At 70.0% G+C, this 23,178-nt stretch carries 26 protein-coding genes, 4 tRNA genes and 1 pseudogene; 20 read left to right on the forward strand and 11 right to left on the reverse strand.

The annotated features are described in order from the left end of the window. Positions 1-214: 214 nt before the first annotated feature. On the reverse strand, positions 215-1,306 hold the full coding sequence (locus DJ73_RS00860; protein ID WP_094557072.1) for a hypothetical protein: 1,092 nt from the start codon (positions 1,304-1,306) through the stop codon (positions 215-217). Beyond that, positions 1,303-1,491 carry a hypothetical protein gene (locus DJ73_RS00865; RefSeq protein ID WP_094522077.1) on the reverse strand — a complete coding sequence of 63 codons (189 nt, stop codon included), beginning with the start codon at positions 1,489-1,491 and terminating at the stop codon, positions 1,303-1,305. The genes DJ73_RS00860 and DJ73_RS00865 overlap by 4 nt, the downstream gene beginning before the upstream one ends. A 327-nt stretch (positions 1,492-1,818) precedes the next feature. Here DJ73_RS00865 and DJ73_RS00870 point away from each other — a divergent pair, with 327 nt between their 5' ends. Further along, on the forward strand, positions 1,819-2,550 hold the full coding sequence (locus tag DJ73_RS00870) for an MBL fold metallo-hydrolase (RefSeq protein ID WP_094557073.1): 732 nt from the start codon (positions 1,819-1,821) through the stop codon (positions 2,548-2,550). Positions 2,551-2,832: 282 nt separating this feature from the next. Here DJ73_RS00870 and DJ73_RS00875 read toward each other — a convergent pair. Then, positions 2,833-2,905: transfer RNA gene (locus tag DJ73_RS00875), tRNA-His, on the reverse strand. Between the two features lie 224 nt (positions 2,906-3,129). Here DJ73_RS00875 and DJ73_RS00880 point away from each other — a divergent pair. The 6 genes from DJ73_RS00880 to DJ73_RS00905 all read left to right on the forward strand — a co-directional run bounded on the left by DJ73_RS00880 (position 3,130) and on the right by DJ73_RS00905 (position 8,538). Beyond that, positions 3,130-3,585, forward strand: a complete 456-nt coding sequence (locus DJ73_RS00880) for a DUF5814 domain-containing protein (protein ID WP_094526118.1) — start codon at positions 3,130-3,132, stop codon at positions 3,583-3,585. Positions 3,586-4,256: 671 nt separating this feature from the next. Then, the gene (locus tag DJ73_RS00885) at positions 4,257-5,150 is read left to right on the forward strand and encodes a COX15/CtaA family protein (RefSeq protein ID WP_254921554.1); all 894 of its coding nucleotides are present in this window, start codon (positions 4,257-4,259) and stop codon (positions 5,148-5,150) included. A 146-nt stretch (positions 5,151-5,296) separates the two neighbouring features. Then, complete coding sequence (locus DJ73_RS00890; protein WP_094522080.1) at positions 5,297-6,100, forward strand: basic amino acid ABC transporter substrate-binding protein; 804 nt, start codon at positions 5,297-5,299, stop codon at positions 6,098-6,100. Position 6,101: 1 nt separating this feature from the next. Continuing rightward, positions 6,102-6,869, forward strand: coding sequence for an amino acid ABC transporter permease (locus DJ73_RS00895; protein WP_094522081.1), 768 nt, complete (start codon positions 6,102-6,104; stop codon positions 6,867-6,869). Next, the gene (locus DJ73_RS00900; protein ID WP_094522082.1) at positions 6,866-7,612 is read left to right on the forward strand and encodes an amino acid ABC transporter ATP-binding protein; all 747 of its coding nucleotides are present in this window, start codon (positions 6,866-6,868) and stop codon (positions 7,610-7,612) included. Before DJ73_RS00895 ends, DJ73_RS00900 begins: the two co-directional genes overlap by 4 nt. Further along, positions 7,612-8,538, forward strand: coding sequence for an amino acid ABC transporter permease (locus DJ73_RS00905; protein WP_094522083.1), 927 nt, complete (start codon positions 7,612-7,614; stop codon positions 8,536-8,538). The genes DJ73_RS00900 and DJ73_RS00905 overlap by 1 nt, the downstream gene beginning before the upstream one ends. A gap of 24 nt (positions 8,539-8,562) precedes the next feature. Here the strand turns inward: DJ73_RS00905 and DJ73_RS00910 are convergent, their stop codons facing one another. Beyond that, positions 8,563-9,648 carry an alcohol dehydrogenase catalytic domain-containing protein gene (locus DJ73_RS00910; RefSeq protein ID WP_094522084.1) on the reverse strand — a complete coding sequence of 362 codons (1,086 nt, stop codon included), beginning with the start codon at positions 9,646-9,648 and terminating at the stop codon, positions 8,563-8,565. A gap of 309 nt (positions 9,649-9,957) precedes the next feature. On the opposite strand from DJ73_RS00910, the gene DJ73_RS00915 reads away from it, so the two are divergent. Beyond that, on the forward strand, positions 9,958-11,061 hold the full coding sequence (locus tag DJ73_RS00915; RefSeq protein ID WP_094557074.1) for a HAMP domain-containing sensor histidine kinase: 1,104 nt from the start codon (positions 9,958-9,960) through the stop codon (positions 11,059-11,061). A 23-nt stretch (positions 11,062-11,084) separates the two neighbouring features. On the opposite strand, the gene DJ73_RS00920 is transcribed toward DJ73_RS00915, so the two are convergent. After that, positions 11,085-12,602, reverse strand: a complete 1,518-nt coding sequence (locus DJ73_RS00920; protein WP_094557075.1) for a replication factor C large subunit — start codon at positions 12,600-12,602, stop codon at positions 11,085-11,087. A gap of 173 nt (positions 12,603-12,775) precedes the next feature. On the opposite strand from DJ73_RS00920, the gene DJ73_RS00925 reads away from it, so the two are divergent. Together DJ73_RS00925 and DJ73_RS00930 are read left to right on the forward strand one after the other, a co-directional pair. Further along, positions 12,776-13,612 (forward strand): alpha/beta fold hydrolase, encoded by an 837-nt coding sequence (locus tag DJ73_RS00925; RefSeq protein ID WP_094523922.1) that lies wholly within the window; start codon positions 12,776-12,778, stop codon positions 13,610-13,612. Positions 13,613-13,703: 91 nt separating this feature from the next. Further along, positions 13,704-14,306, forward strand: a pseudogene (locus DJ73_RS00930) (DsbA family protein); the annotation flags it as partial. Positions 14,307-14,355: 49 nt separating this feature from the next. Here DJ73_RS00930 and DJ73_RS00935 read toward each other — a convergent pair. From DJ73_RS00935 to DJ73_RS00960, 6 genes are all read right to left on the reverse strand, one after another. Further along, positions 14,356-14,426, reverse strand: a tRNA-Pro gene (locus DJ73_RS00935). Positions 14,427-14,472: 46 nt separating this feature from the next. Next, complete coding sequence (locus tag DJ73_RS00940) at positions 14,473-15,753, reverse strand: succinylglutamate desuccinylase/aspartoacylase family protein (protein WP_094557076.1); 1,281 nt, start codon at positions 15,751-15,753, stop codon at positions 14,473-14,475. Between the two features lie 22 nt (positions 15,754-15,775). After that, positions 15,776-16,750, reverse strand: a complete 975-nt coding sequence (locus DJ73_RS00945) for an RNA-guided pseudouridylation complex pseudouridine synthase subunit Cbf5 (RefSeq protein ID WP_094557077.1) — start codon at positions 16,748-16,750, stop codon at positions 15,776-15,778. A gap of 24 nt (positions 16,751-16,774) precedes the next feature. Then, positions 16,775-17,353: a (d)CMP kinase gene (gene cmk / locus DJ73_RS00950; RefSeq protein WP_094523919.1), complete on the reverse strand. Its 579-nt coding sequence runs from the start codon at positions 17,351-17,353 to the stop codon at positions 16,775-16,777. An 82-nt stretch (positions 17,354-17,435) separates the two neighbouring features. Then, positions 17,436-17,801 (reverse strand): hypothetical protein, encoded by a 366-nt coding sequence (locus DJ73_RS00955; RefSeq protein ID WP_094523918.1) that lies wholly within the window; start codon positions 17,799-17,801, stop codon positions 17,436-17,438. Continuing rightward, positions 17,791-18,831: a zinc-binding dehydrogenase gene (locus DJ73_RS00960; protein WP_094523917.1), complete on the reverse strand. Its 1,041-nt coding sequence runs from the start codon at positions 18,829-18,831 to the stop codon at positions 17,791-17,793. The genes DJ73_RS00955 and DJ73_RS00960 overlap by 11 nt, the downstream gene beginning before the upstream one ends. 316 nt (positions 18,832-19,147) lie before the next feature. On the opposite strand from DJ73_RS00960, the gene DJ73_RS00965 reads away from it, so the two are divergent. From DJ73_RS00965 to DJ73_RS01010, 10 genes are all read left to right on the forward strand, one after another. Next, positions 19,148-19,233 (forward strand) — tRNA-Ser (locus DJ73_RS00965). A gap of 57 nt (positions 19,234-19,290) precedes the next feature. Then, positions 19,291-19,812, forward strand: coding sequence for a 30S ribosomal protein S13 (locus DJ73_RS00970; protein WP_094523916.1), 522 nt, complete (start codon positions 19,291-19,293; stop codon positions 19,810-19,812). Further along, positions 19,809-20,336 (forward strand): 30S ribosomal protein S4, encoded by a 528-nt coding sequence (locus DJ73_RS00975; protein ID WP_094523915.1) that lies wholly within the window; start codon positions 19,809-19,811, stop codon positions 20,334-20,336. The genes DJ73_RS00970 and DJ73_RS00975 overlap by 4 nt, the downstream gene beginning before the upstream one ends. 6 nt (positions 20,337-20,342) lie before the next feature. Then, positions 20,343-20,732 carry a 30S ribosomal protein S11 gene (locus DJ73_RS00980; RefSeq protein WP_004046448.1) on the forward strand — a complete coding sequence of 130 codons (390 nt, stop codon included), beginning with the start codon at positions 20,343-20,345 and terminating at the stop codon, positions 20,730-20,732. 1 nt (position 20,733) lies between these two features. After that, the gene (locus DJ73_RS00985; RefSeq protein ID WP_094523914.1) at positions 20,734-21,486 is read left to right on the forward strand and encodes a DNA-directed RNA polymerase subunit D; all 753 of its coding nucleotides are present in this window, start codon (positions 20,734-20,736) and stop codon (positions 21,484-21,486) included. Between the two features lie 167 nt (positions 21,487-21,653). After that, a tRNA-Leu gene (locus tag DJ73_RS00990) sits at positions 21,654-21,738 on the forward strand. Positions 21,739-21,777: 39 nt separating this feature from the next. Further along, the gene (locus tag DJ73_RS00995; RefSeq protein WP_094523913.1) at positions 21,778-22,131 is read left to right on the forward strand and encodes a 50S ribosomal protein L18e; all 354 of its coding nucleotides are present in this window, start codon (positions 21,778-21,780) and stop codon (positions 22,129-22,131) included. After that, positions 22,128-22,577, forward strand: a complete 450-nt coding sequence (locus DJ73_RS01000) for a 50S ribosomal protein L13 (RefSeq protein ID WP_094557078.1) — start codon at positions 22,128-22,130, stop codon at positions 22,575-22,577. The genes DJ73_RS00995 and DJ73_RS01000 overlap by 4 nt, the downstream gene beginning before the upstream one ends. Continuing rightward, positions 22,571-22,969: a 30S ribosomal protein S9 gene (locus tag DJ73_RS01005; protein ID WP_094523911.1), complete on the forward strand. Its 399-nt coding sequence runs from the start codon at positions 22,571-22,573 to the stop codon at positions 22,967-22,969. Before DJ73_RS01000 ends, DJ73_RS01005 begins: the two co-directional genes overlap by 7 nt. A gap of 12 nt (positions 22,970-22,981) precedes the next feature. Continuing rightward, positions 22,982-23,176 (forward strand): DNA-directed RNA polymerase subunit N, encoded by a 195-nt coding sequence (locus tag DJ73_RS01010; protein WP_094523910.1) that lies wholly within the window; start codon positions 22,982-22,984, stop codon positions 23,174-23,176. Positions 23,177-23,178: the final 2 nt, after the last annotated feature.

Consider the following 23,178-nt stretch of genomic DNA (forward strand, 5'->3'; position numbering starts at 1 on the left):
CCCTCAGTCCCCGCCCGAGTACTCCCCGATGGGAGCGATGACAGCGCGGAGAACCCAGGCGCGTCACATCCGGTCGCTGACGCGACCCGCCCGTCGCCGCGCAGGCGACCGCCCGCCACGAGGGTTTCCCGGTCGACGCGGCACGCCGCCGGAGATGAGACCGGTCGTTAGTGTTGCGGGCGACATTCCTCCCCCGGAGAGCGGCCGCGCTCGCCTACTCCGTGTCCCGCAGCACCAGCGGTCCGATGGCGAGCGTCCGCTTCGCGAGGGTGAGGACGCGGACCACGTAGGAGACGAACAGCGAGAACGGGAGCAGCGTGACCGCGAACGCGCCCGCGACGACCAGCGTGAGGTGGTCGACCCCGAGCGTGCGCCCCGGGAACGTCCCGACGTCGACGACCGCGACCATGGCGCCCGCGACGACCAGCGCCGGCACCGCGGCGTAGAGGATCAGCCGCGAGAGGTCGATCAGCGCCCACTGGAAGTACAGCGTCTTCACGTGCTCGCGGGCGGGACCGAACAGCGACAGGGCCTCCGTCAGGTCCCCGAGGAGGTCGCGCTCGTCGTCGGTGAGCGCCTCGCCGTGGTCGGCGGCGACGCGTTCCGCGTGCGCTATCTCGCGGCCGTACGGGAAGTCGAGCGCGGCGAACACCACGTCGAAGGAGCCGAACCGAGTGCCGTCGAGACGGTCGCGCACGGCGTCGGCGCTCTCGCCGACGGACGACGCCAGTTCGTCGACGTCCTCCCGGAGGGCGGGCTCGTCGGGACGGTCGGTCTCGCCCGTCCCACCCGCGTCACGGTCGCGCACCGACTCGCGGAGGGCGTCGGCGCGCTCCGACGCGACGCCGAGGAGCGCGTCGAGGAAGGAGGCCGGATTGGTCGGCGCCGGCGAGCCGAGGAGCTCCGCGACCGTCTCCCGGACCGCGAGCGCGCCGTCCATGCGATCGCGCTGGTCGCCGAGCGGACCGTTCTCCTGCGTGAGTACGAGCTGACCGATCGTGACCACCAGCGTCGCCCCGGTGACGATCGCCGTGATCATCGCCGAGAACAGCGTCTCGATCGGGTCCTTCGCCTCGACCTTCGCGGCGAGAGACGGGGAGATTCCCGCGGCGATTGCGACCGACACGACGAAGACGAGGACCGTCAGCGCCCCGGCGACGACGAGCCGGTTCGCCCGCAACAGGAGCCAGAGCTTCAGCCGGCTCTCCCCGGCCCGTCCGCGCATCGTGCCGGCGGAGTCGTCGGTGGCGTCGGGCCGGTCGGGTCGGTCGGCGGCGGCTTCGTCCGCGTCGCTCTCGGCGGTCATCGGGCCTCGACGCGCACCGACGGGTCGGTGACGCCGTGAGTCGCGTCCGCCTCCCGGTCGCCCATGTCGTGCTCGAACCCCTCCTTGAGCGGCGGTCCGTCGCGCCGCCTGCGGCCCGCGAGACCGCCCGCGACACCGGCCGCGTCGGCCCCGGTTCCCGCTCGGATACGATTCCGGCGTCTCACGGCGACTCACGTCCGTACATGACGGGGGACACGACGCCCGTCCGGCACATAAATACACGGTGCGTTACGCGAACAGTTCGGGCGACTCCGGCGCCGTGAACGGATTTTGGCGCGGCCTATCGAACCGCCACTCCGGGCGACGGCCACGCGGTGCTGACGGTCGCGTCGCGGTGGCTAGGCCGACGGTTCTCCCGCTCCGAGGGCGCCATCTCCGTCCGCTCAGAGCCGGCCCGGTTGGCGCTCGGGCTTCTCCGGACCTTCGAGCGACGCCGCGGGGGGCGTTGTCCCGCCGCAAGCCACAACCGCGCGCTCGCCGAACGGACCCGTATGTCCGCCCCCGACCTCAGCGTCACTCTCGTCCGCAACGCCACCGTCCTCGCGACCGTGAACGGGAGCACCTTCCTCGTCGACCCGCTGGTCGCGTCTCGGGGCGCGCTGCCGCCCATCGACGACACGCCGAACGACCGCGCCAACCCGCTCGTCCCGATGCCCGACGTCGACCTGTCGCACGACGCGGTGATCGTCACCCACCGCCACCCGGACCACTTCGACGACGCGGCGACGGAGGCGCTCGATCCGGACGTCCCGGTGTTCTGCCAGCCGAGCGAGGCCGACGCGTTCGTCGACGAGGGGTTCACCGACGTGCGACCCGTCGAGGACGCGGCGTCGTTCGCGGGCGTCGACCTCCACCGGACCCCCGGTCGCCACGGCCACGGGGAACTGGCCGAGAAGATGGGTCCCGTCTCCGGCTTCGTCCTCGACGGCGACGAGACGCTGTACGTCGCCGGCGACACGGTCTGGTACGGGCCCGTCGCGGAGACGCTGGACCGGTTCGAGCCGGACGCCGTCGTGCTCAACGGCGGCGAGGCGCGGTTCAATCAGGGACCGCCGATCACGATGGGCGTCGACGACGTCGCCGCCGTCCGCGAGGCCACCGACGCGGCGGTCGCCGTGGTCCACATGGAGGCGATCAACCACTGTCTGCTCTCGCGCGAGGAGCTCCGGTCGGAGGCGGAGGGCGTGGCGGTCCCCGAAGACGGCGAGCGCGTCGCGTTCTAGCCAGGCGACCTCTCCGCTTCGGTTCTCCGCGAAGCCTCGCGGCTCGGAGTGTCGCTCGCCGCCAGAAGGTCCGGGTTCGAGAATCGAACCCGAGGCGAGACTCGCTCCGCTCGTCTCGCGTGATTCAATTTCGCCATCCGGCCTTGTCACTCCTCCCTGCGGTCGTCGTGAGAAGGTCCGGGTTCGAGAATCGAACCCGAGGCGAGACTCGCTCCGCTCGTCTCGCGTGATTCAATTTCGCCATCCGGCCTTGTCACTCCTCCCTGCGGTCGTCGTGAGAAGGTCCGGGTGCGAGAATCGAACCCGCGTCTCAGCCTCCACAAGGCTGAAGGATAGTCCACTACCCTAACCCGGACACGCGTCGATATCTACCCCGCTTTGATAAATAACCGTTACGACTCCCGGACGGGCGTGTGACCCGATGCCGTTCGGCGATCGGTCGCGCTCGGCCCGGGCCGGTGATCGGTCGCGCTCGACCCGGGTCGGTGACCGGCCGCGCTCGGCCTCGGACGACCGTTTCACCGACGGCGACGGCGACCACGCCGTTTTTACTGCCAGCCGGCGTATCTCACGATAACCGTGGCGTTCACCGACAAGATCTACGTGAAGAACCACCGGCAGCTCGCCTCCCAGCTTGAGGCGAACGTCCCGAAGGGGGCCTTCGCCGGCGCGACCCTCGACATGCTGTTCACCGGTGACGGGCTCTCGAAGCTCGACTCCACGACCCGCGACCGCATCCTCGACTTCGCCGAGGACTTCCTCGACTGCGACTGTCAGGCGAACCCCTACTGCGGCTGTCCCGAGGAGAAGTTCATGCGATACGTGCTGGAGCTTCGGGCCGAGGGGCTCGGCCCGCAGGCGATCGTGGACGTGATGACTGACGACTACATGGTGTACGCGTACACCGGCGACGTGCTCTCCTTCCTCGACGACGCGGTGCGGAACCTGGAGGCCGTCGAGACCCTCGCCGACGTCGAGGGCAACGAGGAGATGTCCGAGCGGGCGCGGCGAGCGAAACGAGAACTGTCGGGGTAAGACGAAACGAGGAGCTGCGATTCCGTCGGTTCGAACGTTCACTTATATATCGTTTCCGTCGGTGGGGCGGTGAACGCTCCCGAACCCCCAGCCGCTTACTTATAAACGACTGATCTGGAATCAACGGTGGACACCCCAAAGCCCCAGCCGCGAGGACTCGCGCGACTCGTTGCGCTCCTCGCTCGGTCGCTCTCGCTCCCTCGCTGTGGTGTCGGCGGCGGCTTCGCCGCCGGCTGCCCGTGGCGCGTAGCGCCACGCTGCTTCCGTCGTCGTGCTTCGTCCTTCCGGGAGGCTTCGTCTCCCGTCTTCCCGCTCGCGTTGCTCGCGAGAATCGCGACTGCCCCTTTGAATCCCACCCGACCGCCGGAAGACGGTCCTGCTCGCTCACTCCGTTCGCTGCGCGTGCTGCGACTTCCGTGCTCCCGCTCGCTTCGCTCGCGGGACCGCAACCGCACCGCCGCCTCACGCCTCCCCAACCTCGTCGGCCGCCCTCCGCGTTGCTTCGGGCGGCCGACTCCCTCGCGCGAGCGAGTCGCGCCCTCCGGGCGCTCCTCGGCACGCGCCACCGCGTTCCTATTTATAAATCGTGGCGCCGGCTTCTGGCCGATTCGTCTTCCCGTCCACGTGGAGCCTCCGAACGGTCTAAGTGCGCTCGCGCCCGAACTCGATCAATGAGTCTTCGGCCCGCGTGGCTGACGTTCAGACGATACGCGGCGGCGACGACGGGGATGACGCTGACGCTGTTCGCGCTCGGCGTCTACACCGCGGCGACCGGCTCCGGGCTGGCGTGCGAGGCCCAGTGGCCGCTCTGCTCCGACCAGCTCATCCCCGCGCTGACGATCAACCCGGACTTCATCGAGTGGTTCCACCGGGCGTGGGCGATGATCACCGGGTTCCTCATCATCGGGACCGCCGGCTGGACGTGGCTCGGTAGCTTCGACCGCCGGACGCGTCTCGCGGCGACGCTCGCGGTAGCCATCCTCCCGCTCCAGATCACGGTCGGCGCCATCACCGTCACGGTCGGCGGGCTCGTCCCCGGCGGCTACACCGTCTCGACGCACGCGGCCCACCTGATCGTCGCGCTGACGATCTTCACGCTGCTCGGACTGACGACCATCTGGGGCGGCGGCGGGGGGTCGGCGCGGCTCCTCCGGATCGCGGCGACCGTCGGACTCGTCGGGATCGTCGCCAGCGCGGTGTTCTCGCGGGCGGTCCCGTTCGTGACGTACTCGCCGGGCGCGCAGGCCGGCTTCTACGCGACCGGGCTCGCGGGGCATCTCGGACTCGTCGCGACGGTCGCGTTCGCCACCGAGGCGGTCCGGTCGGGCTACGCGGGCGTGAGTCGGTCCACGGCCGCCACGGTCCGACTCCTCGCCGCCGGAGCGATGGCCGCGCTCGTCGCGACGCTCCTCCTCGGGCGCGACCTGGTGTTGTACACCGCGGGCTGGGAGCGGATCAATCTCGCCGCGCTGGGCGTCGCGGTCGCGCTCGCGGCGGGCGCGGCGTGGGTCGCCCGCGGCGCCGACGGCGCGGGCACCGCGACGGAACCGATCGGCGGCGACTGACCGCGGTGGCGACTGACCGGACCGACGTCGGACCCCCCTCCGCGGCCGAGTCCCGCCCGATCGATCGGGCGGGACTCGGCCGACGGCGGACGAGGCGTCCCGCTCGCGGAGGAAAGGTTGAAATCAGTCCCCGTTCTCACACCGGTATGTCACATCGAACGGAGACCGACGTGAGTCGTCGGACGTATCTGAAGCTGACCGGCGGCGCCAGCGCAGTCGGGCTGTCCGGCGTCGCCGGGTGCCTCGGCGACGGCGGAAGCGGCACCACGATCACGCCCGGTACCGCGCCGGGGTTCCCGCCGTTCGAGATGCAGCAGGACGGCGAGCTCGTCGGGTTCGACATCGATCTGCTCGAGGCGGTCGTCGAAGAGACCGAGTACGAGATCGGCGAGTGGGCCACCTTCGAGTTCAGCTCGCTCATCCCGGCGCTCACGCAGAACGAGGAGATCGACGTGATCGCGGCGGCGATGACGATCAACGACGAGCGTCGGGAGACGATCGCCTTCTCCGACCCGTACTGGGAGTCGGACCAGGCGATCCTCGTGCGCGACGGCGGCGACTTCCAGCCGTCGGGCTGGGAGGACTTCGAGGGCGTCAGCGTGGGCGCGCAGTCCGGGACGACCGGTGCCGACCAGGTGCAGTCGAACCTCGTCGAACCGGGGGTCATCGCCGAGGACGACGCCAGTACGTACGGCAGCTACGTCCTCGCCGTCGAGGACCTCGAAAACGGCAACATCGACGCCGTCGTCGTCGACAACCCGGTCGCCGAGACGTTCGCGGCCAACCGCGACGTGACGGTCGCGTTCGTCGAGGAGACCGGCGAGCGGTTCGGGTTCGGCCTCCGTCAGGGCGAGTCGGAGCTCCAGTCGGCGCTGAACGACGGCCTCGCGACCGTACAGGAGGACGGCACGTACGAGGAGATAACCAACACCTGGTTCGGGCAAGAGTAGGATGTCTGCCGCGGGGACGCTCGCGCTCGCCGCGGTCGAGAGCCTCGGCGCCGCGGCCCTAAACTGGCCGTTCGTCGGCGAGGCCGCCGACTGGGAGTTCGTCTTCAGGAACGCGGACTACCTCGGCGTCGGCGCGCTGTTGACGATCGGGCTCACATTCGCCTCGATCCTCCTCGGCTTCCTCGTCGGCTTCCCGGCGGGCGCGGTCGAGGTGTACGGCGACGGCTACCTCGAACGGGCCGTCAACGCCGCGGGGATCGTCCTCCGAGGAACGCCTATCGTCGTGATCCTCATCGTGATGTACTTCGTCGTCGGCGTCCCGCAGATCAACCTCGGGGTCGCCTCGATATCCTCCGCGGTCACCGCCGGGATACTCGGGCTCGGCCTCCGCAGCGCGGCCTACCAGTCGCAGATCTTCCGTGCGGCGCTGTCGAGCGTCGATGCCGGCCAGCTGGAGGCCGGCCGCTCGATCGGGCTCTCGCGGTTCGAGGCCGTCCGGTACGTCGTCGTTCCGCAGGCCCTGCGCCGGTCGATCCCGGGGTTCCAAAACGAGTTCACGATCGTGTTGAAAGACACGAGCATCGTCTTCGCGATCGGGCTCGCGGAGCTGTTGACCCGGGGATACGACCTGTTCTCGGAGCAGACGACCGCGGTGCTCGAAGTCATCCTCTTCATCAGTGCCATCTACTTCGTCCTCACGTTCACGACGAACCGCGCGCTCGATTACCTCGGCACCCGCTACGCGATCCCGGAGGGTGAGTCGGCGTGAGTGACGGCGACTTCCTCGGCGTGACCGACGTCTCGAAGTGGTACGGCGACGAGCAGGTGCTCCACGACGTCTCCTTCGAGATGGACCGCGGCGACGTGACCGTCCTCATCGGCCCGTCCGGCTCCGGCAAGTCGACGATGCTGCGCTGCGTCAACCGGCTCGCCGAGGCGCAGGAGGGGTCGATCCGGCTCGACGGGGAAGAGGTGCTCTCGCCGGACATCGACGTCGACGACCTCCGCAGAGAGGTCGGCATGGTGTTCCAGGGGTTCAACCTGTTCGCGCACTTAACCGCGCGCGGCAACGTCGCGCTCGGTCCCCGCCGGGTGCTCGGGCTCTCTGAGTCCGAATCCCGGGAACGGGCGGCCGCGCAGCTCGACCGCGTCGGGCTCGCCGACCAGATGGACTCCTACCCCGCCGAGCTGTCCGGGGGGCAGCAGCAGCGGGTCGGCATCGCCCGCGCGCTGGCGATGGAGCCGAAGCTGATGCTGTTCGACGAGCCGACGAGCGCGCTGGACCCGGAGCTCATCGGCGAGGTGCTGGAGGTGATGCACGGGCTCGTCGACGAGGGGATGACGATGCTCGTCGTCACCCACGAGATGAGCTTCGCCCGCGAGGTGGCCGACGAGATCGTGTTCCTCGACGAGGGCCACGTCGTCGAGCGCGGGCCGCCCGAACAGCTGTTCGAACGACCCGAGAAGGAGCGGACCGGCCGCTTCCTCGAACGGATCGAGAGTCACGACTGATGGCGAGCGCGACGAGACCCGCGACGGTCCGGGAACGCGTGGCCGCCGCCGACCGCTCGGTCGGTCGGCTCCTCCTCGTCGCCGCCGGCGCGCTGTTCTGGGGTTGGCTCGTCGTCAGCTGGGTCAACCGGTGGCTCGGCGGCGTTCTCGTTCCGGTCGGGCAGCCGCTCGTTCCGGCGGGAGCGGTGGAGGCGACGCTCGCCGCGCTCCCCGGGCTCGCGGCCTACGCGAGCGACGCCGCGTTCGTCGTGGAGCTCTCCCCGGACCTCGCGCGGGGGACGTGGCTCACGGTCGTTATCACCGCCGTGAGCCTCGTCCTCGGGTTCTTCATCGCCGTCCCGCTGGCCGTGGCGCGGGTGTACGGTCGGTTCTCCTCGTGGCTCTCGCTCGGGTACACCGAGCTGCTGCGCGGGACGCCCCTGCTGGCCCAGCTGTTCGTGCTCTACTACGGGCTCAACCTCGCGAGCTACGTTCCCGGCGCGCTCTCGGGCGTCTTCCCGCGGAACGTGGTGTGGGTGGCGATCCTCGGGTTCACGCTCAACGGCGCCGCCTACCAGGCGGAGTACATCCGCGGCGCCTTAGAGAGCGTCGAGGAGGGCCAGATCACCGCCGGCCGCGCGATCGGGCTCTCGAAGCTGGAGACGATCTACTACGTGGTGCTCCCGCAGGGGCTCCGCTACGCGATCCCGTCGTGGACCAACGAGTTCGTCTACCTGATCAAGTACTCGTCGCTGGCGGCGTTCATCACGGTGCCGGAGCTGTACTACCGGGCCGACCAGATCGCCTCCGAGACGTTCCGGTACACGCTCATCTTCGTCGTGACCGGCGTGACGTACCTCGCGCTCGTGCTCACCGCGTCGAAGCTGATGGCTCGCGTCGAGGGAGCGGTCGCCATTCCCGGGCTGGGCGTCGAACGGGAGGAGTGAGGCGCTGACGGCCGCGCGCACGGCCTACCCCTCGAAGTCGGTGACGACCTCGACGCCGTGCACGTCGTACTCGCCGAGCGCGGCGAGCCGGTCCGAGACCGCAGAGAGCGCGATCTCGTCGCTCACGAGCGCGCCGGGGTCGACATCGGTCGCCTCGACGAGCGCGAACAGGTCGTCGTAGCTCGTCGGCGGCATGCCCCGAGAACCGACGAACGACACCTCCCAGCGGGTCATCCAGTCGGTCGGGAGCGACACCTCGCCGCGCTCGGCCTCGGTGGTCAGTCCCACCTGGACGTGGGTCCCGCGGGGCCGAACGGAGCGGACCGAGTTGCGGCAGGTCTCGGCGATCCCGAGCGCGTCGACGGAGACGTCGGCGCCGCCGTCAGTGAGGTCCCTGACCCGGTCCGGGACGGAGTCGTCGGCCTCGGCGTCGGGAGCGTCGGCCGCGTTCACGAGGGCGTCGGCGCCGATGTCGCTCGCGAGCGAGAGCGCGTCGTCGTCGACGTCGACGGCGACGACGCGGGCGCCGAGGGCGTCGCCGATCTGGACCGCCGAGAGCCCGACCCCGCCGCAGCCGTGGACCGCGAGGGCGTCGCCGCCGGACAACCCCGCCCGTTCGGCGAGCGCGTGGTAGGCGGTCATGTACCGGCAGCCGAGCGCGGCCGCGGCGGTCGCGTCGAGCCACGGGGGGCGCTCGACGAGGTTGTAGTCGGCGGCGGGGACGGCGACCCGCTCCGCGAACGAGCCCGGCGCGTCCGCCTCGAAGCCGAGCGCCCGCCCATCGGCGCAGACGTTGCCGGCCCCCCGGCGGCAGTACGGGCACGTGGCGTCGCCGAGCGAGAAGGGGACGACGACGCGGTCGCCGGGCTCGAAGCGGTCGACGGACGTTCCGACTGCGACCACCTCGCCCGCGGGTTCGTGGCCGAGCACCTGCCCGCGCGGGACGCGGTCGTCGGCCCACTCGCCGTGGCCCATCCAGGCGTGCCAGTCGCTCCGACAGACGCCGCAGGCCGCCACGCGGACCACCGCCTCGTCGGGTCCGGGTTCGGGGGCGGGTACCTCGCGGACCGCCAGCGGTTCGCCGTACTCGCGAAGGATCGCCGCGCGCATAGCCGTCGAGAGGAGACGGAGCGTGGTAAACCCTCCCGGCCTCGGATAGCCCCGAACCGGGGGCGGCGCCTCGGGTCGGCTCGGATAGCTCCGGATACCCCCGATTTACACCGTCAGACACGCATTTTCTACTTGATATAAAAGTCCGATCTGCTTGCTGCGGATGTCAATAAATCGGGGTAAAATGCTATTTTCGCCACGTTACGCCTTGATTTCATACGAACCGAGATTGATACCGACAGTCAGACAACTGATAGTTAAGTAAGGTTTAATATCCTATACGATAGCGATCGAAACGTGTCACTACCGATGGAGCGCCGACCGGGCGTCGCCTATCGACGCCCCAACGGCGATCCGGACCGATTCGTCGTCGAAGCCGGCGGCGAGTCGCGGCTGGACGTCGACGCCCTCCCACGGACCGACTGGTTGGAGGCGACGGCCGAGGCGGACCGTCAGCGCCTCCGGTCGGCGCTCGACGGCGGGGACGTCGACGTCACATACCGCCTCGTGACCGGCGACGGCCCCCTGTGGGTCCGGGAGTGCGGACGCCGCGACGGGGACGGCGACGTCGTCGGCTACCTCCTCCCCGCCGGCGAGGGAGACGAGCGTCGCCGCCGGCTGGAGCGACAGCGCGAGCGCCTGGAGGAGTTCGCCAGCGTCGTCTCCCACGACCTCCGGAACCCGCTCTCGGTCGCCGTCGGGAACGTCGAACTGGCGAAGGAGTTCGAGGGCGAGGCGGCCGACGAGCGACTCGACCGAGCCCACGACGCGCTGGACTGGATGGACGACCTCATCTCCGACCTCCTGGCGCTCGCCCGCGAGGGACACACCGTCGAGGAGACCGCGACGGTCGACCTCCGGGCGGTCGTGGACGCCGCGTGGCGGACGGTCGGAGCCGGCCCCGAGGCCGCGCTCGTCGTCGAGGACCCGCTTCCGACGGTCGAGTGCGACCGGAGCCGACTCCGACAGGCGTTGGAGAACCTCTTCCGCAACGCGATCGAACACGGGGCGTCCGACGACTGCTCGCCCGGCGAGGTGTCCGGCGAGGGCGACGCGGACGTCGGCGACGCGACGAGCGGGAGCGTCGAACCGGCGGACGGGTCGCTCCGGGTCCTCGTCGGGGTTCTCTCGGACGGGTTCTACGTCGCGGACGACGGCCCCGGAATCGACCCCTCGGAGCGCGAGTCCGTCTTCGAGCCCGGCCACACGACGGCTGACGACGGCACCGGGTTCGGGCTCGCGATCGTCGAACGGATCGCGGAGGCCCACGGCTGGTCGGTGTCCGTGACCGAGGGCCGAGCGGGCGGGGCGCGGTTCGAGTTCGCGGGCGTCGAGAGCGTCGACGAGGTCGACTCGACGGAGTCGGACCGGGAGAGCGTCGCCACCGAACCGGGCGGCTCGCCGCCGACGTAGCGCCGCGAGCGGCGACGGCGTGCTCAGAAGAAGTCGCTCAGCCCGGCCTGTCCGTCGTCCTCTTCGTCTCCGTCGCCGCCGTCCGCGTCGCCGGCGTCGACTGGGTCGCCCCCGGCCGCGTCGTCAGTGGTCCCGCCGCTCGCGCCGGGGGCCGGCCCTTCGGCGGCGGCGGCGCCGGCGGCCCCCGCGTCGGCGTCGTCGGCCTCCGCCGCCCGCGCGCCGCCGGCGAACGCGCCTTCGGCGTGGTCCTCCATCCGATCCTCGCGGAGCGCCTGCGCGTCCTCGACGATCGACGCGACCTTGTTGGTCGACTCGCCGGAGCCGGTGACGAAGGCGACGCCCGCCTCGTCGAGGTCGTAGGCCGCCGCCATCGCGACCGTCAGCTCGCGCGGCTTGCAGTGGTGCGTGACCGTCTGCAAGAAGGGGAGCACCTCGCGGCGAGCGGTGGCGATACTGCAGCCGCTGGCGGCCGCGATCTGTCCGACCACCTCGTCGGCGGTCGCGTCCGAGGAGCTCCAGAACTGCGGGCGACCGTAGCGGGTCCACCCGCCCTTCTCCCCGTCGCGGGCGGCGGCGACCCCGGCGGCCGCGTTGTCGGTCGCGTAGCGCCAGTAGGTGTAGTTCTGCGTGGCGCGCACGCGACCCAGCCACACGTCGGCGTTCGCGAGGAAGTCGTACGCCCGGACCGCCTCCGACGGCTCGTACACGTCGAGGACGTTGTTCTCGATCCACTTCGTGAGGTCGTCGGGGGTCTCGTCGACGGCGTACGCCGACTGCAGCGCCTCCTCCGCCGACTCCTCTTTGAGGACCGCGTCGAGGAACGGGAACAGCCCGAGCGCCTTGTCGCGGTCGCCGGTGACCACATCTTCGATCGCGATCGAGTCCCGCCCCTCCGTGGCCGCCTGCAGGTCGTTGATCGCGCCGCGGAGGTCGCCGCGGTTCCGCTCGGCGATCCGCTCGAGCGCGTCGGACTCGAACTCGATTCCCTCCTTGCGACAGACGTCGCGGAGGACGGGGACGATGGAGCGCGCGGAGACGTCGCGGAACTCGATCTCTTGAGTGGCGTCGCGCAGCCCGCGCGCCATGTCGTAGTAGTCGTTGGCGATGAGGACGATCGGCTGGCCCGACTCCTTGACGAGCTTCGTGATCGCCGAGGCGCCGCCGCGGTCGTAGTTGCCGTGGATGTTGTCGGCCTCGTCGAGGATGACGAGCTGGCGGGAGGCCGTGTCCCCGCCGGTCGCGCCGCCGCCGGCCGCGCTCCCGCCGAGGGTGGCGTTGCGGGCGGCCCGCCCCGCGAAGCGCTCGATGACGTCGGCGGTGCGCTGGTCCGAGGCGTTCAGTTCGACCGTCTCCCAGCCCATGTCGCTCGCCAGCGCGTGGGCCGCGCTCGTCTTCCCGACGCCCGGGCTCCCGTGGAGCACGACGGCCTCGCGGTGGTCGTCCCACGAGCGAGCCCACTCCGCGAACGCGTCGCGGGCCTTGTCGTTGCCGCGGACCTCCGAGAGGGTGCTCGGGCGGTACTTCTCCGTCCAATCAGCCATTACCCGCGGTAGGTCGGTGCGGCGTTTAGTGGTTCCGGAGCGGTGGGAGGCGGTGGGCGCTTCCCCGGGGCGACGGCGTCCCCGCTCGCGCTCCGCCCGGTTGTGCGTATCGCTGCTACTACGCACCACGCATTTCTCCCATTGGGCCGAACCCCCACGGAGGTGAAACCGCGATGACGACGACGTACGCCGACTGGACGGACGCACAGGAGCGGACGACCGTCGCGGTCGACGACCACGAGGTCGAGATGGCGTACCGAGACGAGGGGACGGGGGATCCGGTCGTGTTCCTCCACGGGATCCCGACGAACTCGTACCTCTTCCGCGACCAGTTCGAGGCGATCGCGACCGAGCGGCGCGCGATCGCACCGGACATGATCGGCTACGGCGGGTCGGCGATGCGCGACGGGTTCGACCGGTCGATCCGCGCCCAAGAGCTCGCAGTCCGCGGGCTCGTCGACGAACTCGGGTTCGACGCGATCGACTTCGTCGGCCACGACCTCGGCGGCGGCGTCGGGCTGCGCTACGCGGTGCGGACCCCGGACGCCGTCGACCGGCTGGTGCTGTCGAACTCCGTCGCCTACGACTCGTGGCCGATCGGGACGATCACCGACCTCGGCCTCCCCGAGACGGCACGGGAGACGAGCGTTGAGGAGCTGCAGGGGATGCTCGACGCGCTGTTTCGGGACACGCTCCTCGGCGACGACCACGACGAGGCGTTCCTCGAGGGAATGACGGCGCCGTGGGCCAGCGAGGAGGGCGTCACGAGCGTCGTCCGCAACGCGAGCGCGACGAACACCAGCCACACGACGGAGATCGACCCCCGAGACGTGACCGCCGACACGCTCCTGTTGTGGGGGACGGAAGACGAGTTCCAGCCGATCGAGTGGGCCGAGCGGCTCGAAGCCGATATCGACTCCTGCGAACTCGTCGGCCTCGAGGCCAACCACTGGGTCCCGGAGGACCGGCCCGCGGCGTTCACCGAGCACCTGACCGACTTCCTGTCGTAACGGGTCCGGTCGGACCCTCCGGTACCGGAATTCAGTCGGCACCCGACCGCCCGCGGTAATGAGTTCGGACGAGGCCGTCGTCACGATCTAGTCGGATTACGTCTGCCCGTTCTGCTACCTCGGCCGCCGGTCCTTGGCGGCGTACCGGGAGACGCGGGAGCGCGATCTCGATATCGACTGGCACCCGTACGACCGCCGGAGGCACAAGCGCGGTCCCGATGGCGAGGTCATCCACTCGATCGACGACGGGAAAGACGACGAGTACTTCGAGCGGGTCCGACGGGACGTGGACCGCCTCCGAGATCGGTACGACGCCGAGGCGATGCTCGACCTCGACGACCTCCCCGAGCGCGTGGACTCGTTCGACGCGCAGGTCGCCTCGCTGCACGTGAGCGAGGAGCGCCGGGACCGGTGGCCCGACTTCGACGAGGCGATATTCGAGGCGCTCTGGGTAGACGGACGGGACATCGGCGACGCCGACGTGCTGGCCGACCTCGCCGAGGACGCGGGGCTGGACGCCGACGAAATACGGACCGCGATCGCCGACGAGGAGCGGCGCGACCGGCTCCGGAGCGACTTCTCCGACGCGCGGGACGCGGCGGTCTCCGGCGTCCCGACGTTCAGGTAGGACGGACGCACGGCCCGGGGCGCGGTGCCGCCCGAACAGCTGGAACGGCTCGTGGAAGGGGTCTGAGAGGGCCTCTCGGCGACAGCGGCGCCGCTAACTGTTTGAGAAGTCGAAGTGGGACCGCTGAGAGTCGAACTCAGGTCATACGGACCCCATCCGCATAGGATACCACTACCCCACGGTCCCTGTCTGCACGCGGAGAAATGAGAGTGCGGTAATTAAGGACTTCGCTTCACTCGTCGTCGTCCTCGCGCGGGACCACGAGGTCGCCGTCGTCGCGTACCGCGAGGTTCCCGATCGGGTCGCCCTCGTAGACCGCCAATCCCTCGGCGCGGCCGAGCACGTAGCCGTCGCGGTCGGCGCGGACGGTCCCGCGGCGCTCACCGGTCGCCGAGACCACGTCGGCGAGGACGTCGCCCCCTGCGAACGCGTCGCCCGCGGCGACGCGGTGACGGATCAGCCCGGAGACGTCGGTCGTCGGGCCGCGGAAGCGACGGACCGGGAACTCGACCGGCGCGGGGGTGGGGCGGTCGATCGGCCTCCCCACGGAGTCCGGAACGTCCTCGGCCGCGAGGATCCCCATCTCGACCGCGACCGCGAACACCCCCGCGACGCCGGCCTCGACGAGCGCGTCGTCGACGACGCTGTGCGCGCCGAGTTCCGCGGTGAACGCCGGGATTCCGGCCTCGTTGAGCACGGCGCCCGCGGTCGAGCGCTGCAGGTTCTCCTCGACGTACTCCGCGGCCAGGTACTCGCGCAGCGTCGGGAAGCCGAAGGCGTCGACGAGCCGCCCGAGCTCGTCCGAGAGCGCGACCGCGTCGTCCTCGCTGCGGCGCTCCCCGTACAGCACGCGGTCGCGGATCGCGAACGGTTCGCTGGCGACGCCCGCGGTGTGACAGTCGATCAGGGCGTCGGCGACGACGCCCGTTCCCGCGGGCTCCGCGACCGGGGGGTCGACCGGCTCGCGGCCCGACCCGTTGCGGCCCGCGCTCGCCGGACCCTCGACGGCGCCCTCGACCGTCTCGCCCGTGATCGCGGCGTACAGCCTGGCGTCGATCCGCTCCTGTAGCTTCGGCGGCCGCGCGGACTCCGCGTCGGCGTCCGGGAAGTGACGGTTCGGGTCCTCGTCGTCGTAGTACGTGTGGCGCGAGTTCCGTCTGAGACCGGCGGGCGAGACGACCGGTACCGCGACGACCGCGCCGGCGAGCGCCGCGAGGGCGTCCTCTGCGAGCGTCGCGATGGCGTCCTGCACGACGGCGACGCCGGTCGCCTCGTCGCCGTGGACGCCGCCGGTGAGCCACAGCACGGGCCCGTCTCCCGACCCGTTCGCGACGACGACCGGGAGCCGCTCGGCGGCGCCCGTCGGCAGCTCCGCGACCTCGAACCACCCCCGGGCGACCTCGCCCGGGGCGGCGCTCGCGGTGCCGAGGGAGACCGGTCGACCGCCGCGCTCACCGGAGTCGCCGTCCTCGGAATCGTCGCCGTCGGGCCCGCTCCCTTCGCTCTCGTCCATACCCCGACCCGCGACGGCGCGATTATAAAAGCACGCGTTCCAGCGAGACGACGACGCCGGACTCGGCGTCGGGGTCGCCGACGAGCCGGCCGAGACAGACCGCGACGCCGTCGGGCGTGTGGCACGCGACGAGCGGCCGGTCGTCGGATCCCGCCGACGGGTCTATCGATCGGGCGTCCGCGTCCGCGTCGATGACGCCGGGCGCGTACACCGGCGCGCCGGTGGCGACGTTCCGCGCGGCCGACGGCGCGACCGTCACCGACGGGAGGTGGACCAGGGCGTCCTCCGCCGGCCGGACGACTTCGCGGAGCAGCGACTCGTCGCCCTCACGAGCCCACGCGAGGCCGTCGACGAGGTCCTGGAGCGCGTGGAGGTCGCCGTCGTCGAACGGGTCGGTGGCGGTCCGGCGGAGGTGGCCCATGTGGGCGCCCACTCCCGTCGCGAGGCCGACGTCGTGACACAGCTTCCGGACGTACGTCCCCGACTCACACCGGATACGGAGGAGCGCCTGCCGGTCCCGGACTTCGAGGACGTCGAGGTCGTGGATCGTTCGAGTCCTGAGCCGGCGGGTCACGGCGCTCTTCCGCGGCGGCTTCTGGTAGATCTGCGCCTCGAACTCGCCGACGACCTCGCGGAAGTCGCTCGGGGGCGACCCGTGGAGCTCGAGGACGGCGACGTACTCTTTCGTCCCCTCCAAGAAGACCTGCGCCGCCCTCGTCGCGTCGCCGGTGAGCGTCGGCAGACAGCCGGTGACCTTCGGGTCGAGGGTGCCGGCGTGGGCGACGCCGTCGATCGGCTCGCCCTCGGGATCGAGCGCGGCGAGGGCGTCGTTGATCGCGTCGCGCACCCACGCCGAGAGCTGGTGGGAAGACGGGCCTGCGGGTTTGTCGACGTTGACGACGCCGAATCGGAGCAGCTCGGGCACCGTGCGCTCGCCGGGCGGTGCCCGAAGGGGGTCGTCCGCGGGATCGGGTGTGTCGTCGGCTGTGTCGGTCATTGGGAGATTGCGTGCGGTCGCGGCTCAGAAGTCGTAGGTCACGCCCTCGATGGGCGCCTTCCCCTCGTCGTCATCGGGGTCGTACGCCTCGACGGTGGCGACGAGCACGTCGAGGAAGCTGTCGGGGCTCCAGCGGGCGGTGTTGTACGCGGCGTCGTAGATGGAGAGGTCGTCGATGTCGATGCCGTAGAACTCCCCGTACCGTTTGCGTTCGGAGTCCTCGCGACGCCTCGTCTCGGTCCTCGCGCGGTCGACGGGCTTCGACTCCCGGTCGGCGATCCGCTCGGCGCGGACCGAGAGCGGGGCGTCGAACCAGAACCGGAAGTCGGCGTGATCGGCGGCGAGCCACCCGGCGAGCCGCGACTCCAGGACCAACTCGTCGCGGGTCGTCGCGATCTCCCGGAGGCGCCGGTCGAGCTTGCGGTCGAACTGCGGGTCCTCCTCCGCGAACTCGTTGAACTCGACCGGCGTCATGTCGCGGTCGGCCGCCATCTCGCGGAAGATGTCGCCGCCGGAGACGTGCTCTAAGCCGAGTCGACCGGCGAGTCCCGCGGCGTTCGTGCTCTTCCCGCTGCCCGGCGGGCCGGAGACGGTGATCAACATATCGCTACTGCGCGGGTGTCGTTCAAAACGGTTGTCGTTCGGCGCTCGCGGCCGGCGGCGTCGGGAGATCGCGTCGCCCTCGCTACCGGTCTCGCGTCGCCGCGGTCATCGACCAGACGGCGACCAGCCCGAGCAGGACCGCGGGGACGAGCGGGAGCGCGAGGTACGTCGCGAAGAATGGGAGCCCGAACCAGCCCGCGGCGTACGGGTAGAGGTAGATGACGCCGGGGATGACGAGGACGCAGGTGAACAGGACGGCCGTCAGGGCCCATCCCCGTCGGCCGAAGCCGTCGGCGGTCGGCTCGTCGGTCCCCGGATCGCCCGCGCCCGGTTCCGACGCGGCGGGGTCGGCGACGCCCACGGCGCCCTCGCCTTCGCCGTCGGTCTCGGAGTCGGGGACGTGGACGTAGCCGCCCGTGCTCCCGTCCGCGTCGGTCTCAGAGCTCACTGTCCGGTTTAATCACTACTTTGCCAAAGCCCTCACGGTTCTCTATCATCTCGTGGGCGCGCGCGGCCTCGCTCATCGGAAGCGTCTCGCGGACGGCCGGGTCGAAGGTGCCGTCCCAGACGAGTTCGAGGACGTCGTCGACCTCGCCGGGCGTCGCCATCGTCGACCCGATGACGGAGAGCTGGTTCCAGAAGATGCGGTTGAGCTCCGCGTCCGGGTTCGGTCCGGTCGTCGCCCCGCAGGTGACCAGCCGGCCGCCCTTCGCCATCGACTTCAGGGAGTTCGGGTAGGTCGCCTCGCCGACGTGGTCGACGACGACGTCGACGCCCCGGCGGCCGGTGAGCCCCGCGATCTCCTCGGCGAAGTCGTTCGCCTCGTAGTCGATGACGTGATCGGCGCCGCACGCCTCGGCGTGCGAGAGCTTCTCCTCGCTGGAGGCGGTCGCGAACACCTCACAGCCCGCGTGGTCGGCGATCTGGACCGCGGCGTGGCCGACGCCGCCGGAGGCGCCGAGCACGAGCACCTTCTCTCCCGCCTCGATGTCCGCGCGGGTCTGGAGCATCCGCCAGGCGGTCTGGAAGACGAGCGAGGCGGAGCCGGCGACCTCCCAGTCGACGCCCGAGGGGACGGGGACCAGGTTCTCGCTCGGGACGGTCGCCTTCTCGGCGTGGACGCCCCGGACGTGCTCCCCGATGATGTGGAACGAGGGGCACAGCGACTCCTCGCCGTGGCGGCAGAACTCGCACTCGCCGCAGGAGACGCCGGCGCTCACGGCGACGCGGTCGCCGGGCTCGAACCGCGTCACGCCCTCGCCGACCGCCTCAACGACGCCGGCCGCGTCGCTGCCGGGAATGTGGGGCATCTCCAGGTCGACACCGGGCAGGCCGCGACGGGTCCAGATGTCGAGGTGATTGAGCGCGCCCGCCTTGACGTCGACGACGACCTCGCCGCGGTCGGGCTCCGGGTCGGGGAACTCGCCGTACTCGATCACGTCGCGGTCGCCGTGGGAACCGAACTGGACGGCCTTCATGCGTCGATGCACCCGCGGCATCCACTAAACAGTACGCCAAACGGAACCCCCGGGGCGCGCGGTCGACGACCTCCACCGGACGGTGCCGCACAATCTCCACTGGACGGTGCCGCACGGTCGCGACCGGAAGGAGCCGCCCGACCGCGACAGACTCGGCGACTCCCCGTTCCACCGTGATACCCTCTCACACCCGTGCGAACCGGGCGCATTCGCTCCGCCCTTCCGTGATGTTTAAGTAGCGAAGGCGGGACCGTACGGATGCACGAACTGCAGGGGCGCCGGGTCCCGAGTCCACGAGGGCGACGATACGACGCGAGTTGCGGTAGCCAAGCCTGGCCCAAGGCGCAGGGTTGCTAACTCTGTGGCGTCACTGCCTCCGGGGTTCGAATCCCCGCCGCAACGCTCGAACGGACCGAGCACCGCCGGATTCGCGCCGGTAGGGCTCACCACAACCAACACATGAGCACGGAAGAATCACAGGACGACTCGCCGGAGGAGGAGGAAGACCTCCAGTACTTCGTCCGGATCGGGGGCGCGGACCTCGACGGGACGAAGACGGTCGAGCGAAGCCTGTCCGAACTCGACGGCATCGGCACGCGCACGGCGCGGCTGGTCGCCGAGAAGGCCGACGTGGATCGCAACGCCACGTTCGGTCTCCTCGACGAGGGCGACATCGACGCGGTGGTCGACATCGCCGAGAACCTCGAAGACCACGTCCCGTCGTGGATGACGAATAGACAGAACGACTTCTACTCCGGAGAGACGACGCACCTGGTCGGCACCGACGTCCAGGAGAAGCGCCGTCACGACATCAACCGGATGAAAGTCATCGAATCGTACAAGGGCGTTCGCCACAAGCGCGGCCAGAAGGTACGCGGCCAGCGCACGAAGTCCACGGGTCGGTCCGAGGGCACCATCGGCGTCAACGTCGAGGAGATCCGCGAGGAGATGGCGGAAGACGAAGCGGGTGACGAGGAATGAGCACCGGTAAGAACACGAAGGGCTACGAGACGCCGAATCATCCGTACCAGGGCGAGCGCATCGCCGAGGAGTCCGACCTCCTCTCGCGGTACGGCCTGAAGAACAAAGAGGAGTTCTGGCGCGCCCAGTCCGAGCTGCGCAGCATGCGACGCGAGGCGCGTCGCCTGCTCGGCGAGGCCCAGGGTGACGTCGACGTCGCCCAGGATGCCGGTGCGGAGTTCGTTGCGCGACTCCGCCGCATCGGTATCCTCAGCGACAACGACGACATCTCCGCGGTCCTCTCGCTGGACGTGACCGACCTGCTCGAGCGCCGTCTCCAGACGGTCGCCTACCGGCAGGGGTTCGCGTCCTCGACGCAGCAGGCCCGCCAGTTCATCGTCCACGGCCACATCACCGTCAACGGCGCTCGCGTCACGCGTCCCTCGGTGAAGGTCGACGTGGACGACGAAGGCGCCATCGCCTTCGACGAGACGAGCCCGCTCGCGGACGATCTCCACCCCGAGCGCGCGGAGTCACAGGAGTAACCAACCATGAGTGAATCCGAGGACGGAAAGTGGGGCATCGCCCACGTGTACGCGTCGTTCAACAACACGCTCATCACGGTCACCGACGAGACGGGCGCCGAGACGATCGCCAAGTCGTCCGGCGGCACCGTGGTGAAGCAGAACCGCGACGAGGCGTCGCCGTACGCCGCCATGCAGATGGCGGAGGTCGTCGCCGAGCGCGTCAAGGACGCCGGCTTGGAGGGCGTGCACGTTCGCGTGCGCGGCCCCGGCGGCAACCTCAACAAGTCCACCGGTCCCGGTGCGCAGGCGACGATCCGCGCGCTCTCGCGAGCGGGCGTCGAGATCGGCCGGATCGAGGACGTCACGCCCATCCCGCACGACGGGACGAAGGCGCCAAAGAACAAGCGAGTCTGACATGACGGAAGACGACTTCGACGTCCAGTACGTCGAACGGGACGAACGCAGCGCGCGGGTGCTTATCCGCGGGCTCACCCCGGCGTTCGCGAACGGCATCCGCCGCGCGATGATCGCCGACGTCCCGACGTTCTCGATCGACACCGTCCGGTTCGTCGAGAACTCCTCCGTCATGTTCGACGAGATGATCGGGCTTCGGCTGGGGCTGGTGCCCCTGACGACGCCGCTCGACGACTTCGAGGTCGGCGACGAGGTCACCCTCGCGCTCGACGTCGAGGGACCGGGGACGGCGTACTCCGGCGACATCGAGAGCGCGGACCCGCTCGTCGGAGTCGCCGACGAGAACGTGCCGATCATCGAGCTGAAGGAGGGACAGCGGCTGGAGTTCGAGGCGGACGCGGTGCTGAACACCGGCAAGGAGCACGCCAAACACCAGGGCGGCGTCTCCGTCGGCTACCGCCACCTCCAGCGCGTCTCGGTCGAGGGCGACCTCGGCGAGTTCGACGACGACGAGCCGCGGATCCTCCGCGGCGTCATCGAGGCGCCCGACGGTTCGATAGAGCTCACCGACGAGTTCGACAACGACCTCTCGGAGCGGTTCCCCGGCAAGGAGGTCGCGATCGAGGACGTCCCCGGCGCGTTCGTCTTCCACATCGAGACGGACGGGTCGTTCAGCGTCGAGGAACTGCTGCTCCGCGCGATCGACTCCATCGAGGAGCGCGCGGACGAACTACAGACGAAAGTCGCGGTCTAACGTAATGACGGACCTTCAGACCACGCGGCCGGCGCTCGCCCCTGCACGGAGCCGCGGCGCCGCTGCCCGATCCGACGCCGCGTCGGATCGCCTCGGACTCGAGTCGGGTCGTTCCGACGGCGGGACCGAAAGTGGTTTGAAGGGAGCCGGGTTACGCAGGAGTGCACGCAGGGATAGCCAAGTCAGGCCAACGGCGCAGCGTTCAGGGCGCTGTCCTGTAGAGGTCCGCAGGTTCAAATCCTGCTCCCTGCACTCCGTTTTCACTAACTCTCCACTTCAGGAGGGACAGCTATGAGTAGCAAGACGAATCCGAAACTACAGAACCTCATCGCCGATCTGAAGTCGGTCTCGCGCGACTCCGGTGCCAACGTGTGGCAGGACGTCGCCGACCGACTGGAGAAGCCACGGCGCACGCACGCTGAGGTCAACCTGGGCCGCATCGAACGGTACGCTCAGGAAGACGAGACGGTCGTCGTCCCCGGCAAGGTGCTGGGCAGCGGTGTGCTCGAAAAGAACGTCACCGTCGCCGCCGTCGACTTCTCGGGCACCGCCCGCACGAAGATCGATCAGGCCGGCGAAGCGGTGTCGCTAGAACAGTTCGTACAACAGAACCCCGAAGGGAGCGACGTCCGGGTGATCCGATGAGTCTCGCGAAGATAGACGCGGACGTCGTCGTCGACGCCCGCGACTGCATCCTCGGCCGCGTCTCGTCGAAGGTCGCCCAGCGCGTCCTCGACGGCGAGACGGTCGCCGTCGTCAACGCCGAACGCGCGGTCATCACCGGCAACGAAGAGGCGACGATGGAGACGTACCACACCCGCGCGGAGCTCGGCTCCGACAGCGGGCCGTACTACCCCAAGCGCCCCGACCGGATCTTCAAGCGCGCCATCCGCGGCATGCTGCCGTACAAGACGGAGGACGGCCGCGAGGCGTTCTCGAACGTCCGCGTCTACGTGGGCAACCCCTACGAGCGCGACGAGGACGCCGAGACCGTCGTCCTCGACGGCACCTCGCTCGACCGCCTCTCGAACATCAAGTTCACGACGCTCGGGGAGATCTCCGAGTCTCTGGGAGCCAACGTCACATGGTAACTAACACCTCAGGCAAGAAGAAGACGGCCGTCGCCCGCGCCACCGTGCGCGACGGCGAGGGTCGCGTTCGCATCAACTCCCAGCCAGTCGAGCTGGTGGAACCGGAACAGGCGCGGCTCAAGATGCTGGAGCCGTTCCGCATCGCGGGCGAGGAGCTCCGCGACGGCGTCGACATCGACATCAACGTCGAGGGCGGCGGCTTCAGCGGCCAGGCCGACGCGACGCGGACCGCCATCGCGCGCGGTCTCGTCCAGCACCTCGGCGACGCCGAGCTGCGCGACGCGTACATGAGCTTCGACCGCACGCTGCTGGTCAACGACGTGCGCCAGTCCGAACCCAAGAAGTGGGGCGGACCCGGCGCGCGTGCCCGCTACCAGAAGTCCTACCGCTGAGGTGATCCAGTCATGATGATTCCCGTCCGGTGTTTCACGTGCGGCAACGTCATCGGTGAACACTGGGAGGAGTTCAAGGAGCGCGCCCGCGAGGGCGAAGAGGACCCGGGCGACGTGCTCGACGAACTCGGGGTCGACCGGCACTGCTGCCGCCGGATGATGGTCAGCCATCGCGACCTCGTCGACGTCGTCTCCCCGTACCAGTAACA

It is taken from the genome of Halorubrum sp. Ea1, from assembly GCF_002252965.1.
GTDB lineage: Archaea > Halobacteriota > Halobacteria > Halobacteriales > Haloferacaceae > Halorubrum.